Source organism: Pseudoxanthomonas sp. GM95 (genome assembly GCF_900109775.1).
In the GTDB taxonomy this organism is placed as follows: Bacteria; Pseudomonadota; Gammaproteobacteria; order Xanthomonadales; family Xanthomonadaceae; genus Pseudoxanthomonas_A.
Genome location: NZ_FOAX01000002.1, coordinates 353,299 through 375,197 on the forward strand (window position 1 = coordinate 353,299; position 21,899 = coordinate 375,197).

Annotated in this window: 16 protein-coding genes; 11 read left to right on the forward strand and 5 right to left on the reverse strand. The window is 64.5% G+C overall.

Features of this window, described 5'->3' with window-relative positions; translation table 11 throughout:
• Nucleotides 1-40 precede the first annotated feature (40 nt).
• The 5 genes from BMZ17_RS09760 to BMZ17_RS09780 all read left to right on the forward strand — a co-directional run bounded on the left by BMZ17_RS09760 (nt 41) and on the right by BMZ17_RS09780 (nt 11,435).
• Nucleotides 41-8,569 carry a glycoside hydrolase family 94 protein gene (locus BMZ17_RS09760; protein ID WP_175485608.1) on the forward strand — a complete coding sequence of 2,843 codons (8,529 nt, stop codon included), beginning with the start codon at nt 41-43 and terminating at the stop codon, nt 8,567-8,569.
• On the forward strand, nt 8,569-8,796 hold the full coding sequence (locus BMZ17_RS09765) for a hypothetical protein (RefSeq protein ID WP_254775264.1): 228 nt from the start codon (nt 8,569-8,571) through the stop codon (nt 8,794-8,796). Before BMZ17_RS09760 ends, BMZ17_RS09765 begins: the two co-directional genes overlap by 1 nt.
• Before the next feature lie 227 nt (nt 8,797-9,023).
• Nucleotides 9,024-9,836, forward strand: a complete 813-nt coding sequence (locus BMZ17_RS09770) for an alpha/beta fold hydrolase (protein ID WP_093138404.1) — start codon at nt 9,024-9,026, stop codon at nt 9,834-9,836.
• Between the two features lie 7 nt (nt 9,837-9,843).
• Complete coding sequence (locus BMZ17_RS09775) at nt 9,844-11,025, forward strand: sensor histidine kinase (protein ID WP_175485546.1); 1,182 nt, start codon at nt 9,844-9,846, stop codon at nt 11,023-11,025.
• Nucleotides 11,022-11,435 carry a response regulator gene (locus BMZ17_RS09780; protein WP_093138406.1) on the forward strand — a complete coding sequence of 138 codons (414 nt, stop codon included), beginning with the start codon at nt 11,022-11,024 and terminating at the stop codon, nt 11,433-11,435. The genes BMZ17_RS09775 and BMZ17_RS09780 overlap by 4 nt, the downstream gene beginning before the upstream one ends.
• Nucleotides 11,436-11,595: 160 nt before the next feature.
• Here the strand turns inward: BMZ17_RS09780 and BMZ17_RS09785 are convergent, their stop codons facing one another.
• Nucleotides 11,596-11,790 carry a hypothetical protein gene (locus BMZ17_RS09785; protein WP_093138407.1) on the reverse strand — a complete coding sequence of 65 codons (195 nt, stop codon included), beginning with the start codon at nt 11,788-11,790 and terminating at the stop codon, nt 11,596-11,598.
• Between the two features lie 290 nt (nt 11,791-12,080).
• Here BMZ17_RS09785 and BMZ17_RS09790 point away from each other — a divergent pair, with 290 nt between their 5' ends.
• Together BMZ17_RS09790 and BMZ17_RS09795 are read left to right on the forward strand one after the other, a co-directional pair.
• Entirely contained in the window at nt 12,081-12,449 is a 369-nt protein-coding gene (locus BMZ17_RS09790) for a hypothetical protein (RefSeq protein WP_217645775.1), read from the forward strand.
• A gap of 472 nt (nt 12,450-12,921) precedes the next feature.
• Nucleotides 12,922-14,214, forward strand: coding sequence for a phospholipase D-like domain-containing protein (locus tag BMZ17_RS09795; RefSeq protein ID WP_093138409.1), 1,293 nt, complete (start codon nt 12,922-12,924; stop codon nt 14,212-14,214).
• A gap of 254 nt (nt 14,215-14,468) precedes the next feature.
• On the opposite strand, the gene BMZ17_RS09800 is transcribed toward BMZ17_RS09795, so the two are convergent.
• On the reverse strand, nt 14,469-14,864 hold the full coding sequence (locus tag BMZ17_RS09800; RefSeq protein ID WP_093138410.1) for a winged helix-turn-helix transcriptional regulator: 396 nt from the start codon (nt 14,862-14,864) through the stop codon (nt 14,469-14,471).
• A 122-nt stretch (nt 14,865-14,986) separates the two neighbouring features.
• Here BMZ17_RS09800 and BMZ17_RS09805 point away from each other — a divergent pair, with 122 nt between their 5' ends.
• Nucleotides 14,987-15,577: an NADPH-dependent FMN reductase gene (locus tag BMZ17_RS09805; protein ID WP_093138411.1), complete on the forward strand. Its 591-nt coding sequence runs from the start codon at nt 14,987-14,989 to the stop codon at nt 15,575-15,577.
• Between the two features lie 16 nt (nt 15,578-15,593).
• Nucleotides 15,594-16,427, forward strand: coding sequence for a pirin family protein (locus tag BMZ17_RS09810; protein ID WP_093138412.1), 834 nt, complete (start codon nt 15,594-15,596; stop codon nt 16,425-16,427).
• Between the two features lie 79 nt (nt 16,428-16,506).
• On the opposite strand, the gene BMZ17_RS09815 is transcribed toward BMZ17_RS09810, so the two are convergent.
• From BMZ17_RS09815 to BMZ17_RS09825, 3 genes are all read right to left on the reverse strand, one after another.
• Nucleotides 16,507-17,697 carry a winged helix-turn-helix domain-containing protein gene (locus tag BMZ17_RS09815; RefSeq protein ID WP_093138413.1) on the reverse strand — a complete coding sequence of 397 codons (1,191 nt, stop codon included), beginning with the start codon at nt 17,695-17,697 and terminating at the stop codon, nt 16,507-16,509.
• Nucleotides 17,698-17,841: 144 nt separating this feature from the next.
• Nucleotides 17,842-18,318 (reverse strand): hypothetical protein, encoded by a 477-nt coding sequence (locus tag BMZ17_RS09820; RefSeq protein ID WP_093138414.1) that lies wholly within the window; start codon nt 18,316-18,318, stop codon nt 17,842-17,844.
• Between the two features lie 109 nt (nt 18,319-18,427).
• Nucleotides 18,428-19,693: a phospholipase D-like domain-containing protein gene (locus tag BMZ17_RS09825; protein ID WP_175485609.1), complete on the reverse strand. Its 1,266-nt coding sequence runs from the start codon at nt 19,691-19,693 to the stop codon at nt 18,428-18,430.
• Between the two features lie 204 nt (nt 19,694-19,897).
• Here BMZ17_RS09825 and BMZ17_RS09830 point away from each other — a divergent pair, with 204 nt between their 5' ends.
• Both BMZ17_RS09830 and BMZ17_RS09835 read left to right on the forward strand, forming a co-directional pair.
• Complete coding sequence (locus BMZ17_RS09830; protein WP_093138415.1) at nt 19,898-20,698, forward strand: transglutaminase-like domain-containing protein; 801 nt, start codon at nt 19,898-19,900, stop codon at nt 20,696-20,698.
• A gap of 3 nt (nt 20,699-20,701) precedes the next feature.
• Nucleotides 20,702-21,808, forward strand: coding sequence for a zinc-binding metallopeptidase family protein (locus BMZ17_RS09835; protein WP_093138416.1), 1,107 nt, complete (start codon nt 20,702-20,704; stop codon nt 21,806-21,808).
• Nucleotides 21,809-21,899 lie beyond the last annotated feature (91 nt).

Sequence of the window (21,899 nt, forward strand, 5' to 3'; positions counted from 1 at the left end):
GCGAGGGCAGGTGCGTGCTGCATTGCTGGGCGCTGAGCAGATGGAAGCGCTGGGGCGTGCGCTGGCCAATGTGCATGTCGTGCATCAAGGCGCGGCGCAGGAGCTGTTGCTGGCAAGGCTGCGCTCGAACACGCTTGCACTCAGCGCCGCGGCGCGCAGCCTGGCGCATATGTCGGCGGATGGGCTGCGACTGCATCCTGCTGGCGAATGGCTTCTGGATAACTACTACCTGGTCGAAGAGCAGGTGCGCGCGGCGCGCGATCATCTTCCGCGAGGCTATAGCAGGCAGCTTCCACGCTTGAAGGTCGGCGAGGTGATCGGCCTGCCGCGTGTCTACGAACTCGGCCAGCAGGTTATCGCCCATGGCGATGGACAGGTCGATGCGATCACGTTGAGCCGCTTCATCGCCGCCTATCAGCGCATTGCGCCGCTCAAGTTGGGCGAGCTGTGGGCGATCCCGATCATGCTGCGGCTGGCGCTGATCGAGAATCTGCGGCGCGTGGCCGACGGCATCATGCGCGATGGCGAAGACCATCGCCTCGCCAATGCCTGGTCCACGCGTCTGAATACGACGGCCCTGGACGATCCATCGGCGCTGGTGCTGGTGGTGGCCGATCTCGCACGTTCGCAGCCGCCGGTTACGGGGGCCTTTGTCGCCGAACTGACGCGTGGCCTCCAGGGGCGCGGGCCGGTGGTCTCGATGGCCAGCGCCTGGATCGAGCAATGGCTGGCCGCGGGTGGGCAGGGCGTGGAAGCGCTGGTTCACACCGAAAGCCAGCGCCAGGCCGCCGACCAGGTGTCGGTAAGCAACAGCATCGGCAGCCTGCGGTTCCTGGACAACATGGATTGGCGCGAGTTCGTCGAGACGATGAGCGTGGTCGAGCAGACCTTGGGCCAGGATCCGGCCGGCATCTATCCGCGCATGGCGTTCCAGACACGCGATGGATATCGCCACGCGGTTGAACGCCTGGCGCGCGGTGCGGGACTGGACGAGACGGTCGTGGCTGCCGCGGCCCTGCGATTGGCCCAACGTGGCGAGGACGCGCCGCAGCTGCGCGCGCATGTGGGCTTCTATCTGATCGATGCGGGACTGCCGCAGCTGCGCGCCGAGCTGCAAGATCCTGGTGTTGCAACGCTCGCCGCCGCGGAAGATGGACCCGCGCGGCGTGTGCCCTTGTGGCTGTACCTGGCGCCGATTGCGGCGATTGCGGTGCTGTGGAGCCTGGTGCTCCTGCGTGGTGCGCCCGTGGCGGCGCCGGCCCTGCTGTGGTGGCTCAGTGGATTGCTGGCGCTGGTGGCGTCGAGCGAGCTGGGGATTGCACTGGTCAACTGGGTCGCGACGCTGTCGGTCACGCCACGTGCGTTGCCGCGCATGGATCTGAGGCTCGGCATCCCGGTCGAGAGCCGCACCCTGGTGGTGATCCCCAGCATGCTGGCCGGGCGCGATGCCATTGACGTGCTGGTCGCCTCGTTGGAGGTGCATTACCTGGCCAACCGCGATGCGCATCTGCACTTCGCGCTGCTGACCGATTTCCTGGATGCCGGGCAGCAGGTCATGCCCGACGATCAGGACATGCTGGATTACACCGGGCAGCAGATCGATCAGCTCAACCAACGCTATGCGCCCGAACGCGGGCATCGCTTTTTCCTGCTGCATCGGCCGCGCCAGTGGAATGCCGCGGAAGGCTGCTGGATGGGCGTCGAACGCAAGCGCGGCAAGCTGGAAGCGCTCAACCGCCTGCTGAGCACCGAGCCCTTCGACGCGCAGGCCGGCCAGGAGTTTCTGCGGATCACCGGCGATCTCACCGGACTGTCGCGGGTGCGTTATGTCATCACGCTCGACAGCGACACGCAGTTGCCCCGCGATGCCGCCAAGGCGTTGGTCGGCGCCATGTCCCATCCCCTGAACGTGCCGCGCCTGGATGCGGCCGGCAAGGTCGTGGTGGCCGGTTACGGCATTCTCCAGCCTGGGCTCGGCACCGGCATGGGCGCCGGACAGGACACGCGTTTTGCCCGCATGTTCGGCCTCGAGCCGGGCATGGATCCGTACACGCGCGTGGTCTCGGACGTCTATCAGGATCTGTTCGGCGAAGGCTCGTTCATCGGCAAGGGCATCTATGCCGTGGCAACGTTCGAGCAGGTGCTGACGGCGCGCTTTCCCGACAACCGCGTACTCAGCCATGACCTGCTCGAAGGCTGCTATGCGCGCGCGGGCCTGATCAGCGATGTGCGCCTGTACGAAGGTTATCCGCAGCGCTATGCGGCCGATGCCAAGCGACGTGCGCGCTGGGTGCGTGGCGACTGGCAGCTGCTGCCGTGGTTGTGGCCATGGGTGCCCACCGCACGCGGCTACGAGCGAAACCCACTGTCATGGCTGTCGCGCGGCAAGCTGCTGGATAACCTGCGTCGCAGCCTGGTGTCGCCCGCCGCGCTGGTGCTGCTGTTGGTGGGGTGGTTGGCCTCACCGATGCCGGTGCGCTGGACCCTGTGGTTGTTGTCGCTGTGGTTGCTGCCCGGCGTGCTGGGTGCGTTGTACGCCCTGGTGCGCGTGCCCGAGGGGCTGGGCGTTGCGCATCACGCGCGGCAGGTGGGCCTGGACTTGCGCCAGCAGCTCGTCCGCACCGGCGTGACGCTGGCCTGCCTGCCCTACGAGGCCGGCATGCAGCTGGCGGCCATCGGCCGCACGCTGTTCCGGATGATGATCAGCGGCCGGCGGCTGCTGCAGTGGAATCCTTCGAGCGAGGTGGAACGCGGCCTGCGCGGTGGCCAGGCCGAGCATCGGCTGATGGCCGGCGCGGCGGTGTCCGCCGTCCTGATGCTGGGCGTCGTTGCCTGGCGGGCGCCGGGCGCGCTGTGGGTGGCGGTGCCGCTGTGCGCGGCCTGGAGCGTCGCACCGTGGTTGATGGCCTGGCTTGGCAGGACGCCGGTCGCGCCCGCTGGCCAGCTGGTGCCGGCGCAGCGGCTGTTCCTGGGCCGGCTCGCGCGCCGGACCTGGGCGTTTTTCGAATCGCACTGCACGGCCCGGCACCACTGGCTGCCACCGGACAATGTCCAGGAGCATCCGGTGCCGGTGGTGGCCCATCGCACCTCGCCGACCAACATCGGCCTGTCGCTGCTGGCCAACCTGGCGGCCTACGACCTGGGTTACCTGGGCGTTTCCGGCGTCATCCGGCGGGTCTCGGACACGCTGGCCACGCTGGAAGGACTGCCGCGGCATCGCGGTCACTTCTACAACTGGTACGACACCGAAACGCTCACCCCGCTGTTGCCGCGCTATGTCTCCAGCGTCGACAGCGGCAACCTGGCCGGCCATCTGCTGACGCTGCGACAGGGGCTGCTGGCGCTGGTCGACGCACCCGCGGTATCGCTGATGGTCTTCGCAGGCCTGTCGGACACGCTGGGCGTGTTGCGGGACACGCTCGACCACCCCAGCGAAGCGCAGGAGCGCGCGCTGGCGGCCTTTGCCCATACGCTCAAGGCCATCTGCGCGCTGCCCAATCCCAGCCTCGACCAGGCGGATGCGGCGCTGGTGCAATTGATCGATCAGGCGCAGGTCCTGCTGGACGCGGGCCTGCCGCAGGACATCGACGAGGATGAGCCCTGGGTCGCGCGCATGCTGCAGGCCTGTCAGGCGGCGCAGCTGGATCTGCGCCTCTGCGCCGTGTCGCCGGCGGTGACCGGCGATGGCCTGAAACCGCATCCCCTGCGCGCCGTGCCGACCCTGCGCCAGCTGCGCGAGGCCAGCACCGAGGCAAGGCTCCGCGCTTGGGCCAGCGAGCGCATCCAGCAGCTCGAGCGCCTGGCGCATGTCGCCGGGCAACTGTCGCTGATGGAGTACGACTTCCTGTACAGCCCTGCCCAGCACCTGATGTCGATCGGCTACAACGTCGATGAGCGTCGCCTGGATGCCGGCCACTATGACCTGCTGGCGTCCGAAGCCCGGCTTGGCAACTTCGTCGCGATCGCCCAGGGCAAGTTGCCCCAGGAGAGTTGGTTCGCGCTGGGGCGCACGCTCACCGATGCGGGCGGCGAACCCACGCTGCTGTCGTGGAGCGGGTCGATGTTCGAGTACCTGATGCCCGACCTGGTGATGCCCAGCTATCCGCAGACCCTGCTGCATCGCACGGTGCACGGCGCGGTGCAGGCCCAGATCCGTTACGGCGCCGCGCGCGACGTGCCCTGGGGCGTTTCCGAGTCTGGATACAACACGGTCGATACCCAGCGCAATTACCAGTACCGCGCGTTCGGCGTGCCGGGGCTCGGGCTCAAGCGCGGGCTCGGACAGGACTTGGTGATCGCCCCGTATGCGACCGCGATGGCGCTGATGGTCGAACCCGATGCGGCCTGCCGCAACCTGCAGCGCCTGGATGCGCTGGGCTTCGGCGGCCGCTTCGGCCTGTACGAGGCGATCGACTACACGCCCTCGCGCGTACCGCGCGGCGAGGCCCATGCCATCGTGCGTTCCTTCATGTCCCATCACCAGGGCATGGCGCTGCTTGCTATCGACCACGTCCTGCGCGATGCGCCGATGCAGCGGCGCTTCACCGCGGATCCAGAGTTCCAGGCCACGCTGTTGCTGCTGCAGGAGCGTGCGCCGCGCACGGGGGGAAGTTTTGCCAAGGGCCTGGCCGAGGTGGCCGAACGTGCCACGCCGCCTGACGCGGGCATGCCGCTGCGCATCCATCGCGATCCTTCGGCGCCGCAGATCGCGGTCCAGCTGCTGTCCAATGGCCGCTACCACGGCATGCTGACCAGCGCCGGCGGCGGCTACAGCCGTGCACGCGACATGGCGGTGACCCGCTGGCGCGAAGACAGCACGCGCGATCACTGGGGCACCTTCTGCTATCTGCGCGATGTTGGCAGCGGTACGTTCTGGTCGGCGACGCACCAGCCCACGTGCGTGCCGGTGGATCGCTACGAAGCGATCTTTTCCGATGCCAAGGCCGAGTTCAAGGGCAGCCATCTCGGCTACGACAGCCATCTCGAAATCGCCATCTCTGCCGAAGACGACGTGGAGCTGCGCCGGCTGCGGCTGCGCAACCGTTCGCGCCAGAGCCGCGTCATCGAGATCACCACCTACGCCGAAGTGGTGCTGGCACCCGCGCTCTCCGACGAGGCACATCCGGCCTTCAGCAACCTGTTCGTACAGACCGAGCTGCTGGCCGACAAGCAGGCGCTGTTGTGTACCCGCCGTCCGCGCGCGCACGACGAAGCACAGCCCTGGATGCTGCACCTGGTGGCGGTGCACGACGCGGATGTCGATGCGATCTCCTACGAGACCGACCGCGCGCGCTTCATCGGGCGCGGCCAGAGCACGCGTCGCCCGGCGGCGATGACCGGGGACGGCGCGCTGTCCGATTCGGCCGGTTCGGTGCTGGACCCGATCGTGGCGATCCGCTGCAGGATCGCGCTGGCACCTGATCAACAGGTGCAGATCGACATGGTCTCCGGCGTGGGCGCCCAGCGCGAGGCTTGCACTGCACTCATCGACAAGTATCGCGATCGGCGCCTGGCCGACCGCGTGTTCGAGATGGCGCTGACGCAGAGCCAGGTCACGCGGCGCCAGCTCAACGCGTCGCTGGTGGACGTGCAGCTGTACGAGCGCCTCGCGGCGCGGGTGCTGTTCATCGCGCCGGAGCTGCGCGCCGATGCCGAGGTGCTGCTGCAGAACCGTCGCGGCCAGTCGGCGCTGTGGAGCCATGCGATCTCCGGTGACCTGCCGATCGCCCTGCTGCGCATCACCGACACCGAGCATCTGGAACTGGTCCGGCAGATGGTGCAGGCCCATGCGTACTGGCGCCTCAAGGGCCTGCGCGTGGACCTGGTCATCTGGAACGAGAGCCAGGCCGGCTATCGCCAGCAGCTGCAGGACAGCATCGTGGGCTTGATCGCGGCTGATCCGGAAGCCAACGTCATGGACCGTCCGGGCGGCATCTTCGTACGCGCCATCGAGCATATCTCGCAGGAGGATCGCATCCTGCTGCAGACCGTGGCCCGGGTGATCCTGAGCGACACGCTGGGGACGCTGGACGCGCAGCTTGAGCGACGCCTGCTTGCACGCGTGCAGGTGCCGATGCTGGAGCGGGCACCGCCCATGATGCAAGGCGCTGTGCCGCACCAAGCCGAGGTCATCGAGCGGGAACGTCCGAAAGCCCCCGATGTTGGCGATCACCATTTCAGCAACGGCCTCGGCGCCTTCTCGGAGGACGGACGCGAGTACCGCATCGTGCTGGAAGAGGGGCAGCCGACCCCCGCGCCGTGGTGCAACGTGCTGGCCAATGCGCAGTTCGGCACCGTGGTCAGTGAGAGTGCCGCCGGCTACACCTGGGCCGAGAACGCACACGAGTTTCGCCTGACGCCCTGGCATAACGATCCGGTCGGCGATGTCAGTGGCGAGGCGTTCTATCTGCGCGATGAAGACAGCAGCCAGGTCTGGTCACCGATGGCGCTGCCCTGTCGCGGGCAGGGGGCCTACGAGGTGCGGCACGGCTTCGGCTACAGCGTCTACCACCACGTGGAGCAGGGCATCGCGAGCACGCTGTGGGTGTTCGTCGATCTGGAAAAATCGATCAAGTACAGCGTGCTGCAGCTGAAGAACCAGTCCGGCCGCGCGCGCAGGCTCAGTATCACCGGCTATGTGGAATGGGTGCTGGGCGACAGCCGGGCACGCTCGCATGCGCACGTGATCAGCGAGCTGGACCTGGCCAGCCAGCTGTTGACCGCGCGCAATCCCTACAACACCGAGTTCGAAGGGCGCGTGGCGTTCTTCGATGTCGATGCGGCGGCACGCAGCGTCACGGCCGATCGCGTCGAGTTCATCGGCCGCAACGGCGATCTCGCCGCACCGGCGGCGATGCAACGGCAGCGCCTGTCCGGTCGCGTCGGGGCAGGGCTGGATCCCTGTGGCGCGATCCAGGTGCCGGTCGCGCTGGCGGTGGATCAGTCTTTCGAGACCACCTTCCGTCTGGGCGCGGCTGCGGGGCGCGAGGCTGCGCTCACGTTGGCCCTGCAGGCACGGGGCGCGAAGGCCTCGCATGCCGCGCTCGCGGCCGTGCGTGCGCATTGGCACGACGTGCTGGGTGCCGTGCAGGTCTCGACGCCAGATCAGTCCGTGAACCTGCTGGCCAATGGCTGGCTGCTGTATCAGACCATCGCCTGCCGTTACCTGGCGCGCAGTGGCTACTACCAGTCCGGCGGCGCGTTCGGTTTCCGCGACCAGCTGCAGGACAGCATGGCGATGGTCCACGCGCAGCCGGCCCTGAGCCGTGCGCACCTGCTGCGCAGCGCGGCCCATCAGTTCCTGCAGGGCGATGTGCAGCACTGGTGGCATCCACCGCAGGATCGTGGCGTGAGAACGCGCTGCTCGGACGATTTCCTGTGGTTGCCGCAGGCGGTGTGCCGCTACCTGGACGTGACCGATGACGTGGCTGTGCTTGGCGAGCCGGTGGGCTTCATCGATGGACGGCCACTCAACCCGGACGAGGAGTCGTATTACGACCAGCCGCAGCGCGTGGGCCAGGCGCAGACGCTGTACGCCCACTGCGTCCTGGCGCTGGAGCATGGACTGGCCAGCCTTGGCGGCAAGGGGCTGCCGCTGATTGGCAGCGGCGACTGGAACGATGGGCTGAATCGCGTCGGCAAAGAGGGCAAGGGCGAAAGCGTGTGGCTGGGCTTCTTCCTCTACGACACCTTGGTGCGCTTCACCGCGGTGGCGCGGCGCCGTGGCGATGATGCACTGGCCGCACGTTGCACCACGCAGGCCGACGCCCTGCGCAAGGCGCTGGATGAGCACGGCTGGGACGGCGGCTGGTATCGCCGCGCCTGGTTCGATGACGGAACCCCGCTGGGATCGACGGAGTCGGAAGAATGCGCGATCGATTCGATCTCGCAGAGCTGGTCGGTGCTGTCCGGCGTCGCGGCAATGCAGCGCGGCCGGCAGGCGATGGCGGCGATGCACGCGCAGCTGGTCGATGAAGACGCCGGAGTCATCAAGCTGCTGGCGCCGCCTTTCGATCGCACCACGCACGATCCAGGCTATATCCGCGGCTATGTGCCGGGCGTGCGCGAGAATGGTGGCCAATACACCCATGCCGCGGTCTGGGCGGCGATGGCTTTCGCCGCACAAGGCGACCCCGCACGCGCCTGGCAGCTGGCCGGCATGATCAATCCGATCGGCCATACGCGCGATGCGACGTCAGCCCAGCGTTACAAGGTCGAGCCCTACGTGCTGGCCGCCGATGTCTATGCCGTGGAACCCCACATCGGACGTGGCGGCTGGAGTTGGTATACCGGCGCGGCGGGCTGGATGTACCGGCTGTTGACCGAATCGCTGCTCGGCCTGCATCGCACGGGCGATCGGATGCGGATCACCCCGTGCATCCCCGCGGACTGGCCTGGGTATCAGCTGCGTTATCGCTTCGGCACGAGCCTCTATGTGATCGACGTGCGCCAGCGTCCGGGCATCCCGGCGCTCATGCTCGATGGCGTGCCGCAGGCCGCGCTGGATTTCCCCCTGTCCGACGATGGCGCCACCCACGCGGTAACGCTTGGATGGCCTGGAGCGGTGTGATGAGTACGCGCGAATCGCTTGACCGCCAGCTGCAGGAGCTCGGCGACATGCTGCCCGACTGGCTGGAGAAGCTGCGCCACCCGACGCAGTTCTGGCCACAGTTCGATGCGCTGGCGCAGGGCATCCTCGATGACTGCCCCGAGTGCGAACTGCCCTACGTCCGGCGCCGCCTGGCGTTGCTGCTACAGCGGCACGGGCTGGTCAGGCCGGATCAGGCGCAGCCCTGACACGGCATTGCGTTGCGATGGCGGAGGACGTCGGGTGACCGAACGGTCTGGCGGGTTCGGCGCACGTTCTTCGCATTCCTGGTACGGGATTGCGCGCTGCGCGCTGGCTTTTCGGGGTCGTTCGCCGGCGGGCCTTGGCCGCACGGAGCTGGCCGATCGGAGCGCAGGCCGAAGGGTCCAAATCCGATGTTGGTGCTAAGCTGTCTGCGACACCCGGGGCGCGCCGTATGGACATTCGTTTGCGGAACAATGTCCACTCGCTTGGCGAGGGCGATCTCACGCTGATTCTGGCCCACGGGTACGGATGCGACCAGAACATGTGGCGCCTGCTGGCGCCTGAACTGCAGCGCAGATTCCGGATCGTCCTGTTCGATTACATGGGCAGCGGCGGGTCGGATCTGAGCCAGTACGACGCCGAGCGCTACGCGACTCTCGATGGATACGCCGATGACCTGATCGCGGTGGCGCGTGCCGCGGGCGCGGGGCCCTTGGTGCTGGTCGGCCACTCGGTCAGTGCCATGGTCGGCCTGATCGCGGATCAGCGGGCGCCTGGTTTGTTTGCCGCGCACGTGATGATTGGCCCTTCGCCGTCCTACATCAATCGAGGGGACTATGTCGGAGGGTTCGAACGCGCCGATATCGACGAGCTGCTGACGACGCTGGAGGGCAACTACCTGGGATGGGCAGGCGATATGGCGCCGGTCATCATGGGCGCGCCTGACCAGCCGGAGCTGACCGACGAGCTCAGAAACAGCTTCTGCAGGACCGATCCGCAGATCGCGGCGAGGTTCGCGCGGGCCACCTTCCTGGCCAATAACCTTGCCGACCTCCCCAGATTGACCGCGCCCGCCCTAGTGCTTCAGAGCACGGACGACTTCATCGCGCCCGTCTCGGTGGGTGAGTACACCAGTCGCACTGTCGCCAATGGCACGCTTCGCCTCGTGGAGAACATTGGCCATTGTCCGCACCTCAGCGCCCCCAAGGCCTGCGCCAGGGAGATCGAGGCCTTCCTGGGCTCGCTCTCCTTGCCGAAGCGCTGACGCAGGCATGGTCGTTACTGACGAGGTGATGTTTGCCGGTGCGGCATGCGGACTCGTGCTGACCGATGCCAGGGGCATGATCCTCAGGATCAATGGCACCTTCTGCGATTGGCTGGGGTATGAGGCAGGAGCGCTGGAGGGGACGAAGCGGTTTCAGGAGCTGCTGACGGTCGGTGCGCGCATCTTCCATCAGACCCATTGGCTACCGTTGATGCAGCTGCAGCACTCGGTCGCGGAGATCAAACTGGATTTCCAGCATCGAGAGGGAAGGAAAGTCCCAATGCTGGTCAATGCCAGGACGCTGGTCCTGGCCGATGGGCAAATCTGCCACTCCATTTCGGCATCCGTCGCCACGGACCGGGACCGATACGAGCGGGAGCTGGTCAAGGCGCGTGCAAGCGCAGAAGAATTGCTGCTGGAGCGGACGCAATTGCAGGCGGAGGCGGACCAGCGCTCGCTGTTCGCCGAGCAGCTGATCGGGATCGTGAGCCATGATCTTCGCAATCCGCTGACGGCCATCCGCATGGGGACCGAGATGCTGGTCCTGGACGATGTCGATCCCAAGCGCTTGCGCCTGTCCGAGCGCATCAACCAGTCAGTCGACCGTGCGTTGCTGCTGGTTGAAGACCTGCTGGACTTCACCCTGACCAAGACCGGTCGGGAGATGGCGATGAATCGACATGACGTCGATTTCCATCACGTGATCGCCACGGGTGTGGACGAGCTGAGGTTGGCTTTTCGTGGCATTGCCATCGAGCATCGCAGTGAGGGCGAGGCAGCGGTCAGTGCCGATGCCGAGCGTCTTGTCCGCGTGCTGGGGAACCTCGTGGCCAATGCGGCGCGTTATGGAGATAACAGGGCCGGCATCACAGTTCGATCCGTCATTGATGGGGAAACCGCGCGCCTGACAGTCGAAAACAGCGGGGAGCCGATTCCGGAATCCTTAATGCCAAGTTTGTTTCAGGCGATGACCAGGGGATCCACCCATCACGGTGGCGGCGTAGGTCTGGGTCTATACATCGTGAGCGTGATCGCTTCCGGACACGGTGGTACGACGCTCGTTGCTTCAGACAGTGTCTCGGGTACGCGTGTGGGAATCGAATTTCCAATCCAGCCTGCAACCGCAGTGGATACATCGAAACAGCCTGACGACGAGATTCAGTGCGCGTCGTCCAAGGAATCACAATGAATACCCTGCGCGCAGGTTCGAACTTGGTAGAAGGCGACAGTCCCGTTCGCGCGAACAAACGCGTCCTGCTGGTGGAGGACGATCGTCTCATCTCCACGCTGGCCGTCGATCTGCTGGAATATCGCGGCTTGCATGTCGTTGGCCCCGCAGAAACCCTGCAGGTGGCCAAGGAGATGGCGAGCAACGAGGAGATCGACGCGGCAATCCTTGATGTCAATCTGGGTGCTGAGACCAGCTTCGCGGCAGCCGCCATTCTCAGGGCGCGTGGAATCCCGTTTTTCTACACGACGGCGCTTGTAAACCTCAGTCACCCAGAAATCGTGCGTGAGACGTCGCTTGCCAAGCCCTACGGCGCAAAGCAGTTCTTTGATGCGCTGGAGCGGATTCTTGCTGCCAGGGATGCGGCCTGACCGCCTGCGCAGCATTTCAACTGCATCTCGCAAGACGCAAGGCATCGAAAGATGCGAGACAACTTGAACAAGACGCCTGTTGGTGGCCGGTAGCTGTCGTCACGACGACATGGCAACACCCTGAGAAGGCCTGTTGACGGAAAAACGAGGTGGGCGTTTTTTAGACCCAGCGTGAGCCAGGCACCGACCGCTTGATCATGGTCAACTTCTCGCTGGTCAGCTCTTCAGGCTCTGCTGGGAGCGGGATGCGCACAGCGCCAGTCACAAGCCAAGGTCCGCCGCTGTGCTCGATGCGTACCGTTGGCGGAAGTGCCAGGATGCGACCAAGCTGGTCGACGAGCTTGAGCAAGGTCATCCGCGAGCTCCCGTATTGGAGGGCTCATTAAGCTACGTGTATCGGGGTGATGGAGGCGTCTCCGAGGCTTCGCTTGCCGGTCCACGACTCCGTACAGATTCACTGTCTCCCTCCGTTCACAGGCCACGTGGCACCGTCAGTTCACCCCCTGCGCGGACAGCACGATGTGGAAGTTGAGGAGTTGGTTCACGAGTCGGGAGATTCGCCGCGCACAGCGGGACCTGATGACGGCACGCCAACTTAGATTCGCAGCGCAACGCAGCGCGGAATCCCAGGTTTTCCGGCTATGGATGGCGGCCCACAAGGGCGAGCAAAGGTTGGAGGAGCTGGGCCACTCGGCGCCATGCGCGGGGACCTTCGGTTCACTGAAAGGCCATGCTCAAGAGCTGGCAGCTTTTCACGGCGATGCCAGCCGAGCCGTCGCCCGTATCCGCTCACTCACCGTCCATGGCGTCAACGGCATCTATAAGGGGGCAATCAGCCCTCCGAGCTCCTCCTATCACTTGGAGCTGGTCGCCGACGAGATGGAGCTGCGTGCGCAACTTATCGATGCGGAGAAGGACGCCCGGAGGTTGGCTGACCACTCGAACCGCCTGTTCGACGAGAATCAGCGTGATCCACTCGCCGGCGAGTCCCAATCGTTACCCCAACCCGTGTAGCGCCGCAGGGTCACTCTTGGCCTGATCAAGGCTAGGCGTCGGAGGAAGCTACATCTTCCAGATTCGGAACCTCATTCTGGCTGGCCGGATACGCATCCAATGTCGCCTGATCACCTTGGGGAAATGGTGGAAGAAGAGCGAGCGAGAATCGGAATCTGCGGCTGGCGCACGTGGAAGGGGAAGCGAGTAGGCGCCACTGCTCCAGCACCTTCACCCATGTGCCCTGAGCGATGGCCTCGGCAGTGGGGTTTGGGCGCTGCCAAGGCGGGGAACGATCGCCACGCGCGAGCTTGTGCCCCATGAAGTCAGGCCGGAGCCCAATCCTCATTCACGGTAGTTCGGGCCATCGCGCGCGCAGTGGACGAGACGCTGGTTCGCCACGAAGCCTACCGATCTGCGCTCGATGCGCGCCAAACGTGAGCGAAGGTCACGACCCTGATGTCAGACTCGGCTTCCTGATTGGAGGGATGGAATGGCAACAGGGTTTGGGCGGGGCCGCAAGGCATGGACCATCGCAGCCACGGTGCTGCTGACGGGGCTGGGGATCCTTTTCGCGGTGAACTTTTCGACTCCGGAGAAGAAGCTCGAGCACGTGCCCCGCCATCAGTACGGCGTGGACGATCCCCAGTTCAAGCGCGAGATGTCAGTGCTGCTGGGACCGACGGTGTTGCCGGGAAACCGCATCACCGTCTTGAACAACGGCAGTGAGATCTTTCCGGCCATGCTCGAGGCGATCGGCTCGGCCAGGCAGACCATCACCTTTGAGACCTATATTTACTGGTCGGGCAAGATCGGTCGTCAACTCAGCGACCTGCTCTCGCAGAAGGCACGATCCGGGGTGGCCGTGACCATCACCATCGACTGGGCCGGCAGCATCAAGATGGACGAGGACATGCTGGCGCACATGGAGGCCGCTGGCGTGCGGATCCAGCGCTACCGGCCGCTGCGATGGTATGACCTGCACCGCATGAACAACCGGACCCATCGCAAGCTGCTGGTGGTCGATGGCCGGATCGGCTTTACAGGCGGAGTCGGCATCGCCGATCAGTGGATGGGCCATGCGCAGGATCCTGACCACTGGCGCGACACGCACTTCAAGGTCGAAGGGCCTGTGGTGGCGCAACTGCAGGCCGCCTTCAATGACAACTGGATCAAGAGCACCGGGCGGGTGCTCAATGGCCCTGATTACTACCCTCGGCTAGATCAGGCCGGGCATAGCGATGCGCAGCTGTTCCTGGCCTCTCCGTCCGGGGGCAGCGAGAGCATGCACCTGATGTATCTGCTGGCCATCGCGGCGGCCAACAAGCAGATCGATCTGGCGGCCGCGTATTTCGTCCCCGACGCGCTCATTACCCAGGCGTTGCTGGACGCCAGCAAGCGGGGGATTCGTATCCGTATCCTGGTGCCGGGACCGCATATCGATTCGGATGCGGTGCGCCTGGCATCAAAGGCCAGCTGGGAGCCACTACTCAAGGCCGGCGTGGAGTTCAGCGAATACCAGCCCACGATGCTGCATACCAAGCTGCTGATCGTCGATGGCCTGCTGGTGTCGGTGGGATCGACCAACTTCGACATCCGGTCCTTCCGGCTCAACGACGAGGCCAGCCTCAACGTTTACGACCCTGCATTCGCCGCCGTCATGACGCAGGTATTCGAGCGTGACCTGAGAAAGGCCACGCCCTACACGCTGGAAGACTGGCGATCGCGGCCCGTGAAGGAAAAGCTCTTCGAGAAGATCGTCCTGCCGATCAAGTCGCAGCTGTGACCCATCTGCGCTTGAGCATGGCCAGTACGGTCCCGTAATTCGACATGAAAACGCTGGCGGCGTGCCAACGCGGGAAAACTCAATCACCCGACTCTATTAAGCCCAGGAGGCAGGTGCGCGCGGACCAGTGTGCGACAAGCGTGTGTCAGGGACGGACCCGCAAAGCCACATGGCGTGCACCACGCTAGGCGTCATGGCGTCAGGCCTCTTGCGATGGAGAATGCTCGATCCGACCTCGAGTCAGGCGTTACGCACTATTGCTCCTGGCTCGCCGCGTAACGGGATCGGGCGTCCTCGATGCGCGCGATGTTGCTGACCACCCATGTCGAGAGTGTCTCGACAGGCTCGAGGAACTCCCGTCCGAAATCCGTCAACGCGTAGTCCACGCGCACGGGCGCAACGGGAGTGACGGTCCGGGACACAAAACCCGTCTCTTCCAGGCTGCGCAGCGTGCCGGTGAGCACCTTCTGGCTCACGGTCCCGAGCTCGCGTCGCAGCACGTTGAACCGAAGAGGTCCGCCGCGAAGCGCCCTGATGACCAACAGCGTCCACTTGTCGGTGATCTGCCCGAGCATCTGGTTGATATAGATGCAGTTGCTGGTTTCTTTTTGGATACCTGAGCACGCAACGGTGCCTTCTTGTGAAGTCATGACCACTCTCTATAGTTGGGATCACGCAAATGGTCACAGGCGGTTGCCAGCCGCGGTGCCGCCAAGCTTTCGAGCAATGACTTCTTGCGCTTCGCTTGGCAGATCAATTCGGGAAAACGTACGTGACGAAAAAGCTCAATATCGCCATTGTAATTGGCTCAACACGCGACACGCGCATGGCTGACAAACCCGCGCGTTGGATCCTGGACCAGGCCAACGCTCGGGGCGACATGGAGGCAGAGATCCTCGACCTGCGGGACTTCTCGCTGCCTTTGTTCGACGAGATGGCTTCCAATCTCTACATGCCCAGCAAGAGTCCCGAAGCCCAGCGCTGGCAGCAGGAGGTCGACAAGTACGACGGCTACATTTTCGTCGTGGCCGAGTACAACCATTCGATCACCGGCGCGCTGAAGAACGCGCTCGATCAGGCCTACAACGAGTGGAATCGCAAGCCCTTCACCGCCATCGCCTACGGCGGCATGGGTGGGGCACGGGCACTGGAACACTTGCGCGGCATCGCGGTTGAACTGCAGATGGTCTCGACCCGCACGGCCGTCCACATCGGCGGCGCGGACTTCTTCGCGATCTTTCCGATGGGGGGCAACCTCGCGATGGAGGCGATCGAGAAGGGTCTATTCAACCAGACCAAGGCCGCGTTGGACGAGCTTGTCTGGTGGGCGAAGGCGACCACTGCGGCCAAGGCAGCGGCCTGACATGGAGGGAGTTGGCATGCTCAAGGACCACGCCCACTCCGGTGATGCGTCGAGAGCGGTGATCCAGCGCACGCGCGGCGAGCGACATGGTCCGCTCACCCGGCTGATCAGCCCGAACGGGCTTGGCCGCACCCTCAAGCCCTTCGTGCTGCTCGACGTGTTCCAGAAGGACGGCGCCGCATCGCGATTTGGTTTGCACCCGCACTCTGGCATCGCAACGGTGACTTATGTTGCCGAGGGCACGGCGAACTACACAGATCCGAGCGGTGAGTCTGGAATCCTTGCCGATGGCAGCCTGGAATGGATGAAGGCCGGACGCGGGATGTGGCACGCCGGCGGTTCGGAGGCCGGCGCCCTGATTGGGATCCAGCTTTGGGTCGCACTGCCGCCAGCGCTTGAGCTGACACCATACGAGTCTGCCTACATTGCGGCCGATCAGATCGACAGCGATGGTCCGGCGCGGGTCCTGCTCGGAACGTCCGGGACGGTGGGGTCGCGCATCGACGTGGACCTTCCGGTCAATTATTTCGCTGTGTCGCTTGCGGCCGGGAGCTCGTGGTCCTACCGGGCGCCGGCCGGGCACCGCGTCCTGTGGCTCGCCGTCGTCAAAGGCCATCTGGTGTCGCCCGAGGTCGCTCACGGCGAGCTGGTCGTCTTCGATGAAACCGATGCGCCCGTGATGCTCACCACCAACGTCGACACCATCTTCGTGATCGGCTCGGCGGAACCGCATGAGCACGACCTGGTGATGGGACGCTATTCGATCCACACCAGCGGGGAGGCGCTGGCGGCCGGGGAGCGCCAGATTGAAGAACTGGCCGTCCAGCTGCGTGCCTCCGGCCGCCTGTAATACCCGCGACCCACTCACAAGCTCCCAGTTCTCGGAGGACCCATGGTGCGGATGGCTGCTTCTGACCGGAAGATTAGGCCTATTGAACGGTCAGGGCGGCAGCCGCCTGTGGTTCGATCCGGATGTCCGACAGCCCAAGCCAGCTAGCCATGAGATCGAGTTCCTCACGAAGTCGCCTGGCTGTGTCACGTGGAGGGTCGGGCTCGAGGTGGGCACGCTGGACGATGAGGATTCCGGACTTGCGATCAGCCTTCAGATCGACGCGTGCGACGATTTGGCCGTCCATCAGGAATGGCAGCACGTAGTAACCATGCTCACGCTTGTGCGCAGGCGTGTAGATCTCCAGGCGATAGTGGAAACCGAACAACCGCAGAGTTCGTGGCCGATGCCAGATGAGCGGGTCGAATGGCGATAGAAGCGTGGCGCCGTCTGTCTTGCGTCCTGCACTTGCGTCGCGATGCAGATAGGCCTGCTGCTTCCAGCCTTTGACCCGGACTATGGCGAGCGTTCCATCCTCAACGAGGTCCTGTATCGGCGCTGCCACGTCCGCTGCCGGAATCCGGTAGTAATCGCGTAGGTCTTCGGCTGTGGCGATGCCTAATGCCTTCGCCGAGCGCGCAAGCAAGTTCCGTTGCGCGTCACGTGCAGTTGGCGTTGCTTGGGCCTGGATGGCGGCTGGAAGCACCCGTTCCGGTAGGTCATAGACGCGCTCGAAACTGCCGCGCCGATGCGTGGAGGTGATCAAGCCCGCCCAGAACAGCCATTCCAGCGCGTGCTTGGCATCGCTCCAGGCCCACATGCCCTTGGATACCTTGCTGCCGGCGAGATCTGAAGCCGCCTGGGGGCCGTCGCTGCGGATGCGGTCCAGCATGGCATCGGCTTCACCACGGCGGCTGCCTGCAAATGGCTCGAGCTGTTTCCACACGCCGATTCCCTGGCGAGCGCGCTCCATCCGCCATCGCAGCAGCGGATGAACATCCAGGGGGAGCAGGGAAGCCTCATGTCCCCAGTATTCGAACAGGCGCTTGGCCTTGCTGCAGATCACCGCGTCCAGCAGCGATCGATCATAGGCACCCAGGCGCGAGTACAAAGGCATGTAGTGCGCCCGGACCAGCACATTGACGCTGTCGATCTGCAGCAGGCCAAGGCGTGCGATCGACCTGCGCAGGCCAGCCGCGTCAGCAGCTCCGTCGCGATGCAAGGAATTGAATCCTTGCGCTGTCAGCGCGATGCGTCGTGCTTCGCCAAGGGAGAACTCGGCTTTAACCATACCGCCTCAAGCTCCGATCAACAGCAGAAGGAGTTGGTTCTACCTGCAGCGCGCTAATCGGTTGGTGAAGAGCTTCGCTTTCTGCGGCTTCTGACTGATCGAGCAAGATGGAGCCTCGGGTCTACCGAGGCTCCTGGCGAGCGTTTAAGCCTCGATGCCCCACTTGTGGGCGTCGGCCGGCTTTTCCTTGTAGATCACGCCTGCGAAATCGACATGCAGTTCGGTCCAATCTCCCTCGCCCTGGTAGGCCAGGACCTCGAAGTGCTTGGGCTTGCGCTCCGGTTCTCCTTCGACCGTCCAGCCGGCTTTGCCGACGGCCTTCAAGATCAATTCCGGATCGGCCGCAACATCGGGATGGTGATGCTTGGGGCCGTGGTGAGGCTTCTTGTGTTCGATGTCCACAGGATGCCCGCCCTTCTTGCTGATCCGGAGGACCTTGATCTCCGAGGGCCGTCGCTCGCCTTCCAGGGTAACGGTCAAGCCTTCCACAAGCGGGAAAGCTTCAGCGCCCTTGGGACCCAGGTCGGCAAGGTGGGTCTGGCCCTTGGAAAGCACGGTGAAGCGATGGGCGAAGACATTTTCGATCACGCCACGCAGGGCGATCTTTTCATGGTGCGGCATGCATTTCTCCGTAGGGCGCCCAACCGCGGGCGCTCATCCTTCATTGCGTCCCTCGCGTTGATTTCAATTTGCGTGCCTCACCGCGACGCGGAGCCGTTCAGGCACATGCTCACAGCTGCGACTTGAAGGGCAGTACCAGGGTTTCGAACAGCCTTTCGGAAAGGGATCTGTGCTGCCAATGCTCGAGGGTGTAACGCTTGGACTTTTTAAGATCGAGCTCGAAGACCGCGCTCAGGCGCTCGGCCATGTCGGGGTCGTACATGTTGAGGCTGGCTTCGTCGTTGAGCCTGAAGGAGCGGATGTCGAAATTGGTCGAACCCACCGAGACCAGCAGCTTGTCGATGATGAGCAGCTTGGTGTGCAGCATCGTGGGCTGGAACTCATGGATTTCGATCCCTGCCTGCAGCAATGGTCCCCAGCTTGCCTTGGACGCCAGGCGCACGGAGCTCGAATCGATATGCGGGCCGGGCAGCATGACCCGGATCTTGACGCCGCGGGCCGCCGCATCACGCAGCGCCTTGGAAATCAGGTCATCAGGGACGAAGTAGGCCGCTGCCAGATCGATGCTCGTCGCTGCGGCTGCGATGGAAAGCAGGTACATGAGGTGCATGCTCTCGCTGCCGCCTGCAGGGGAGGCGAGGAACAGCTGTGCATCGGTATCGCCAGCCGGTGGGAGCTCTGGATAGAACTCAGGGTCATGCAGGACCCGGCCAGTGCTTTTGATCCAGTTGTCGTTGAACGCCGCCTGCACCTGGGCCACGACAGGGCCTTCGATCCGATAGTGCGTATCCCGCCAGTGTTCGGGGTCCTGCGCGTTGCCCATCCACTGGTCGGCAACGCCGACGCCGCCGGTAAGGCCGATCTTCCCATCGACCACCAGCAGCTTGCGGTGGGTGCGATTGTTGACCCGGTGCAGGTTGTACCAGGCCAGCGGACGGTAGCGATGCACTTCAACGCCGGCCTGTTCCATCTTCTGGATCAGCGCGTTGTCCATCTTGAGGCTGCCACCCCAGTCGATTGTTGTACGGACTGCAACGCCGGCACGGGCACGCTCGCACAACACCTCGCTGAACGCACGTCCGATATCGCCAGACCAGTAGATGTAGGTCTCGAACGTGATGGTCTGCCGGGCCGAGCGCATGGCGTCGAGCATCGCCGGGAAGATCTCCGCGCCATTGTTCAGCACCTCGATCTTGTTGCCCGGCAGGATGGTCGGCCCCAGAAGTGCAGACATCTGGCGCTTGAACATCGGGTCGGTGACGTTGTATTCGTGCGTAGGGATATGTTCGAGCTTCTTTTCGGGCGTGGCGAAATTCAGCGCGAACAGCACCGCGACCAGGGTCGCCACCACCGCGCCCGCAATGATCCAAAACATCGTGTAAGTGTCCCCAAGGTCGAGTCGCGGCATCCCGCCAGCGCGGAATTGTCAGCAAACGCGCTTCACGCAGGATGTGAAGGTCTGTCGGTGCAACGCAGCGCCGTTGCGCGGCCACGATCGGGCGGGCGTTTGGCCTGACAGGCCTATACATCTGCTGCACGAACCTGCACTCAGAATGCGCGCCCACGACAGGAGTGCCCCATGAAGATGCTTGCCGGCTGCGAACTGCTCCTGGAGGCAGAAGCGCCAAGCCCGGTGGTCTCCATGCTTCGGCCCCGCGATGCGCAATGCGTGTGGCGGGTCGACGGGCGTACCGGCTTCCAGTCGCGGCATGCCTTTGAAGAGTACTTGGATACCTTCGGCAACTTCTGCCAGCGCTTCTGGGTCCCCGAAGGCCAGATGCGGGTTTCCATCGAGGCCACCCTGGACGCCGATGACGCGCTTGCATTCGATGAGGCGGCTGGGCTTGTCACGCCGTTTGCGTTGCCCGCGCAGACGCTGCAGTTCACCCTGCCGAGCCGGTACTGCGCATCGGACCGTCCCGAGCTGCTCGCACTGGCGACGAAGATCGTCAACGGCTTTGCGCCCGGGTATGCGCAGGTGGAAGCGATCCGGGCCTGGATCCGGCAGAACATCGAGTATCGCTATGGCGTGAGCGACGCGCACAGCTGTGCGCGCGACACCATCGAGCAGCGGGTGGGGGTGTGCCGTGATTTTGCGCACGTCGGCATCGCGCTGTGTCGGGCACTGGATATCCCGGCGCGCATGGTGGTCGGCTGGTTGCATGGTCTCGAACCAATGGACCTGCATGCATGGTTCGAAGCCTACGTCGGCGATGCCTGGTACACCTTCGACGCGACCCAGCCCGAGCGTAGGGCAGGGCGCGCGGTGATCGGCTACGGACGCGATGCGGCCGATGTGGCATTCCTCATGAGCTATGGATCGCTCAAGACCCTATCGGTCAACGTCTGGACCCGGGCCGAGCAGGCGCAGTTCGCCTAGATCATGAAGCTCTTCACCTGTGACGTGTGCAGCCACGTCGTCTACTTCGAGAATTCCCAGTGCCTGCGGTGCGGCGCGCGCCTGGCCTTCGATCCCAAGCAGGCTGCCATGGTCGCGGTCGCCGCTGAAGGCGCGCTGTGGGTACACGTGGCTGACCAGAACAGGCGCTGGAGGTTGTGTTCCAACGCGACCTATGGCGCGTGCAACTGGCTGATCGACAGCGCCGATGACGCCGCATTCTGCAGGGCCTGCCGGCACAACAGGACGATCCCGGACCTCAGCTGCGAGAAGAGAATCGAGGCCTGGCGGCGCATCGAGGTCGCCAAGCGCCGCCTGTACTACACGATCTTGCGCCTGCATCTGCCCGCACCCGCGCCGGGCGAGGGCGATCACGAGCCGCTGGTGTTCAACTTCCTGGCCGATCAGCCCGCCATGCCGCAGGTCATGACGGGTCATCAGAATGGACTGATCACCATCTCGCTGAGCGAGGCAGATGATGCCGAGCGTGAGAAGTCGCGGGTCCGCCTGGGCGAGCTGTACCGGACGTTGCTTGGACACTTCCGGCACGAGGTCGGCCATTACTACTGGGACAGGCTCGTTCGGGACGCGGGCTCAGACGAGCGCCACAGGTTCAGGGCGTTGTTCGGGGACGAGCGGCGCGACTACGCCAGGTCCCTGGCGGACTACTACAACTTCGGTGCGCCGGACGACTGGCAGGAGCGCTTTGTCAGCCCCTATGCCACCGTGCACCCATGGGAGGACTGGGCCGAGACATGGGCGCACTATTTCCATATCGTCGATACCTTGGAGATGGCGGGCGCCTTCGGCATCCGGGTGCAACCGGATGTGCCAGATGCCCAGTTCATGGGATCTCGAATTGATTTCGATCCCCACGGCGTGCGCGATTTCCAGAAGATCATCGATGCCTGGCTTCCCCTGACCTATGCGGTCAACAGCCTCAATCGCGCGATGGGCCAGAACGACCTTTATCCCTTCGTGATCAACATCTCGCTCAAGTCCAAGCTCGCGTATATCCATCAGCTCGTCATGGACAATGCAGCGCGCACGCGCTCGGCCGATGCCACAGGTGTAGCCGAATCCGGCGTTTGACCGGCCATTGACACGGCAAAACCGGCGACGCGGCTTTCACCCGCGCTGGAGGAATGTCCGGACTGGGCAGGGTCGAGTGCATGGCGGGTGA

Coding starts and splice junctions, on each gene's coding strand:
- BMZ17_RS09760 (WP_175485608.1), top strand. CDS start 41: ATGGAAGCGCTGGGGCGTGCGCTGGCCAATGTGCATGTCGTGCATCAA.
- BMZ17_RS09765 (WP_254775264.1), top strand. CDS start 8,569: ATGAGTACGCGCGAATCGCTTGACCGCCAGCTGCAGGAGCTCGGCGAC.
- BMZ17_RS09770 (WP_093138404.1), top strand. CDS start 9,024: ATGGACATTCGTTTGCGGAACAATGTCCACTCGCTTGGCGAGGGCGAT.
- BMZ17_RS09775 (WP_175485546.1), top strand. CDS start 9,844: ATGGTCGTTACTGACGAGGTGATGTTTGCCGGTGCGGCATGCGGACTC.
- BMZ17_RS09780 (WP_093138406.1), top strand. CDS start 11,022: ATGAATACCCTGCGCGCAGGTTCGAACTTGGTAGAAGGCGACAGTCCC.
- BMZ17_RS09785 (WP_093138407.1), bottom strand. CDS start 11,790: ATGACCTTGCTCAAGCTCGTCGACCAGCTTGGTCGCATCCTGGCACTT.
- BMZ17_RS09790 (WP_217645775.1), top strand. CDS start 12,081: ATGGCGGCCCACAAGGGCGAGCAAAGGTTGGAGGAGCTGGGCCACTCG.
- BMZ17_RS09795 (WP_093138409.1), top strand. CDS start 12,922: ATGGCAACAGGGTTTGGGCGGGGCCGCAAGGCATGGACCATCGCAGCC.
- BMZ17_RS09800 (WP_093138410.1), bottom strand. CDS start 14,864: ATGACTTCACAAGAAGGCACCGTTGCGTGCTCAGGTATCCAAAAAGAA.
- BMZ17_RS09810 (WP_093138412.1), top strand. CDS start 15,594: ATGCTCAAGGACCACGCCCACTCCGGTGATGCGTCGAGAGCGGTGATC.
- BMZ17_RS09815 (WP_093138413.1), bottom strand. CDS start 17,697: ATGGTTAAAGCCGAGTTCTCCCTTGGCGAAGCACGACGCATCGCGCTG.
- BMZ17_RS09820 (WP_093138414.1), bottom strand. CDS start 18,318: ATGCCGCACCATGAAAAGATCGCCCTGCGTGGCGTGATCGAAAATGTC.
- BMZ17_RS09825 (WP_175485609.1), bottom strand. CDS start 19,693: ATGTTTTGGATCATTGCGGGCGCGGTGGTGGCGACCCTGGTCGCGGTG.
- BMZ17_RS09830 (WP_093138415.1), top strand. CDS start 19,898: ATGAAGATGCTTGCCGGCTGCGAACTGCTCCTGGAGGCAGAAGCGCCA.
- BMZ17_RS09835 (WP_093138416.1), top strand. CDS start 20,702: ATGAAGCTCTTCACCTGTGACGTGTGCAGCCACGTCGTCTACTTCGAG.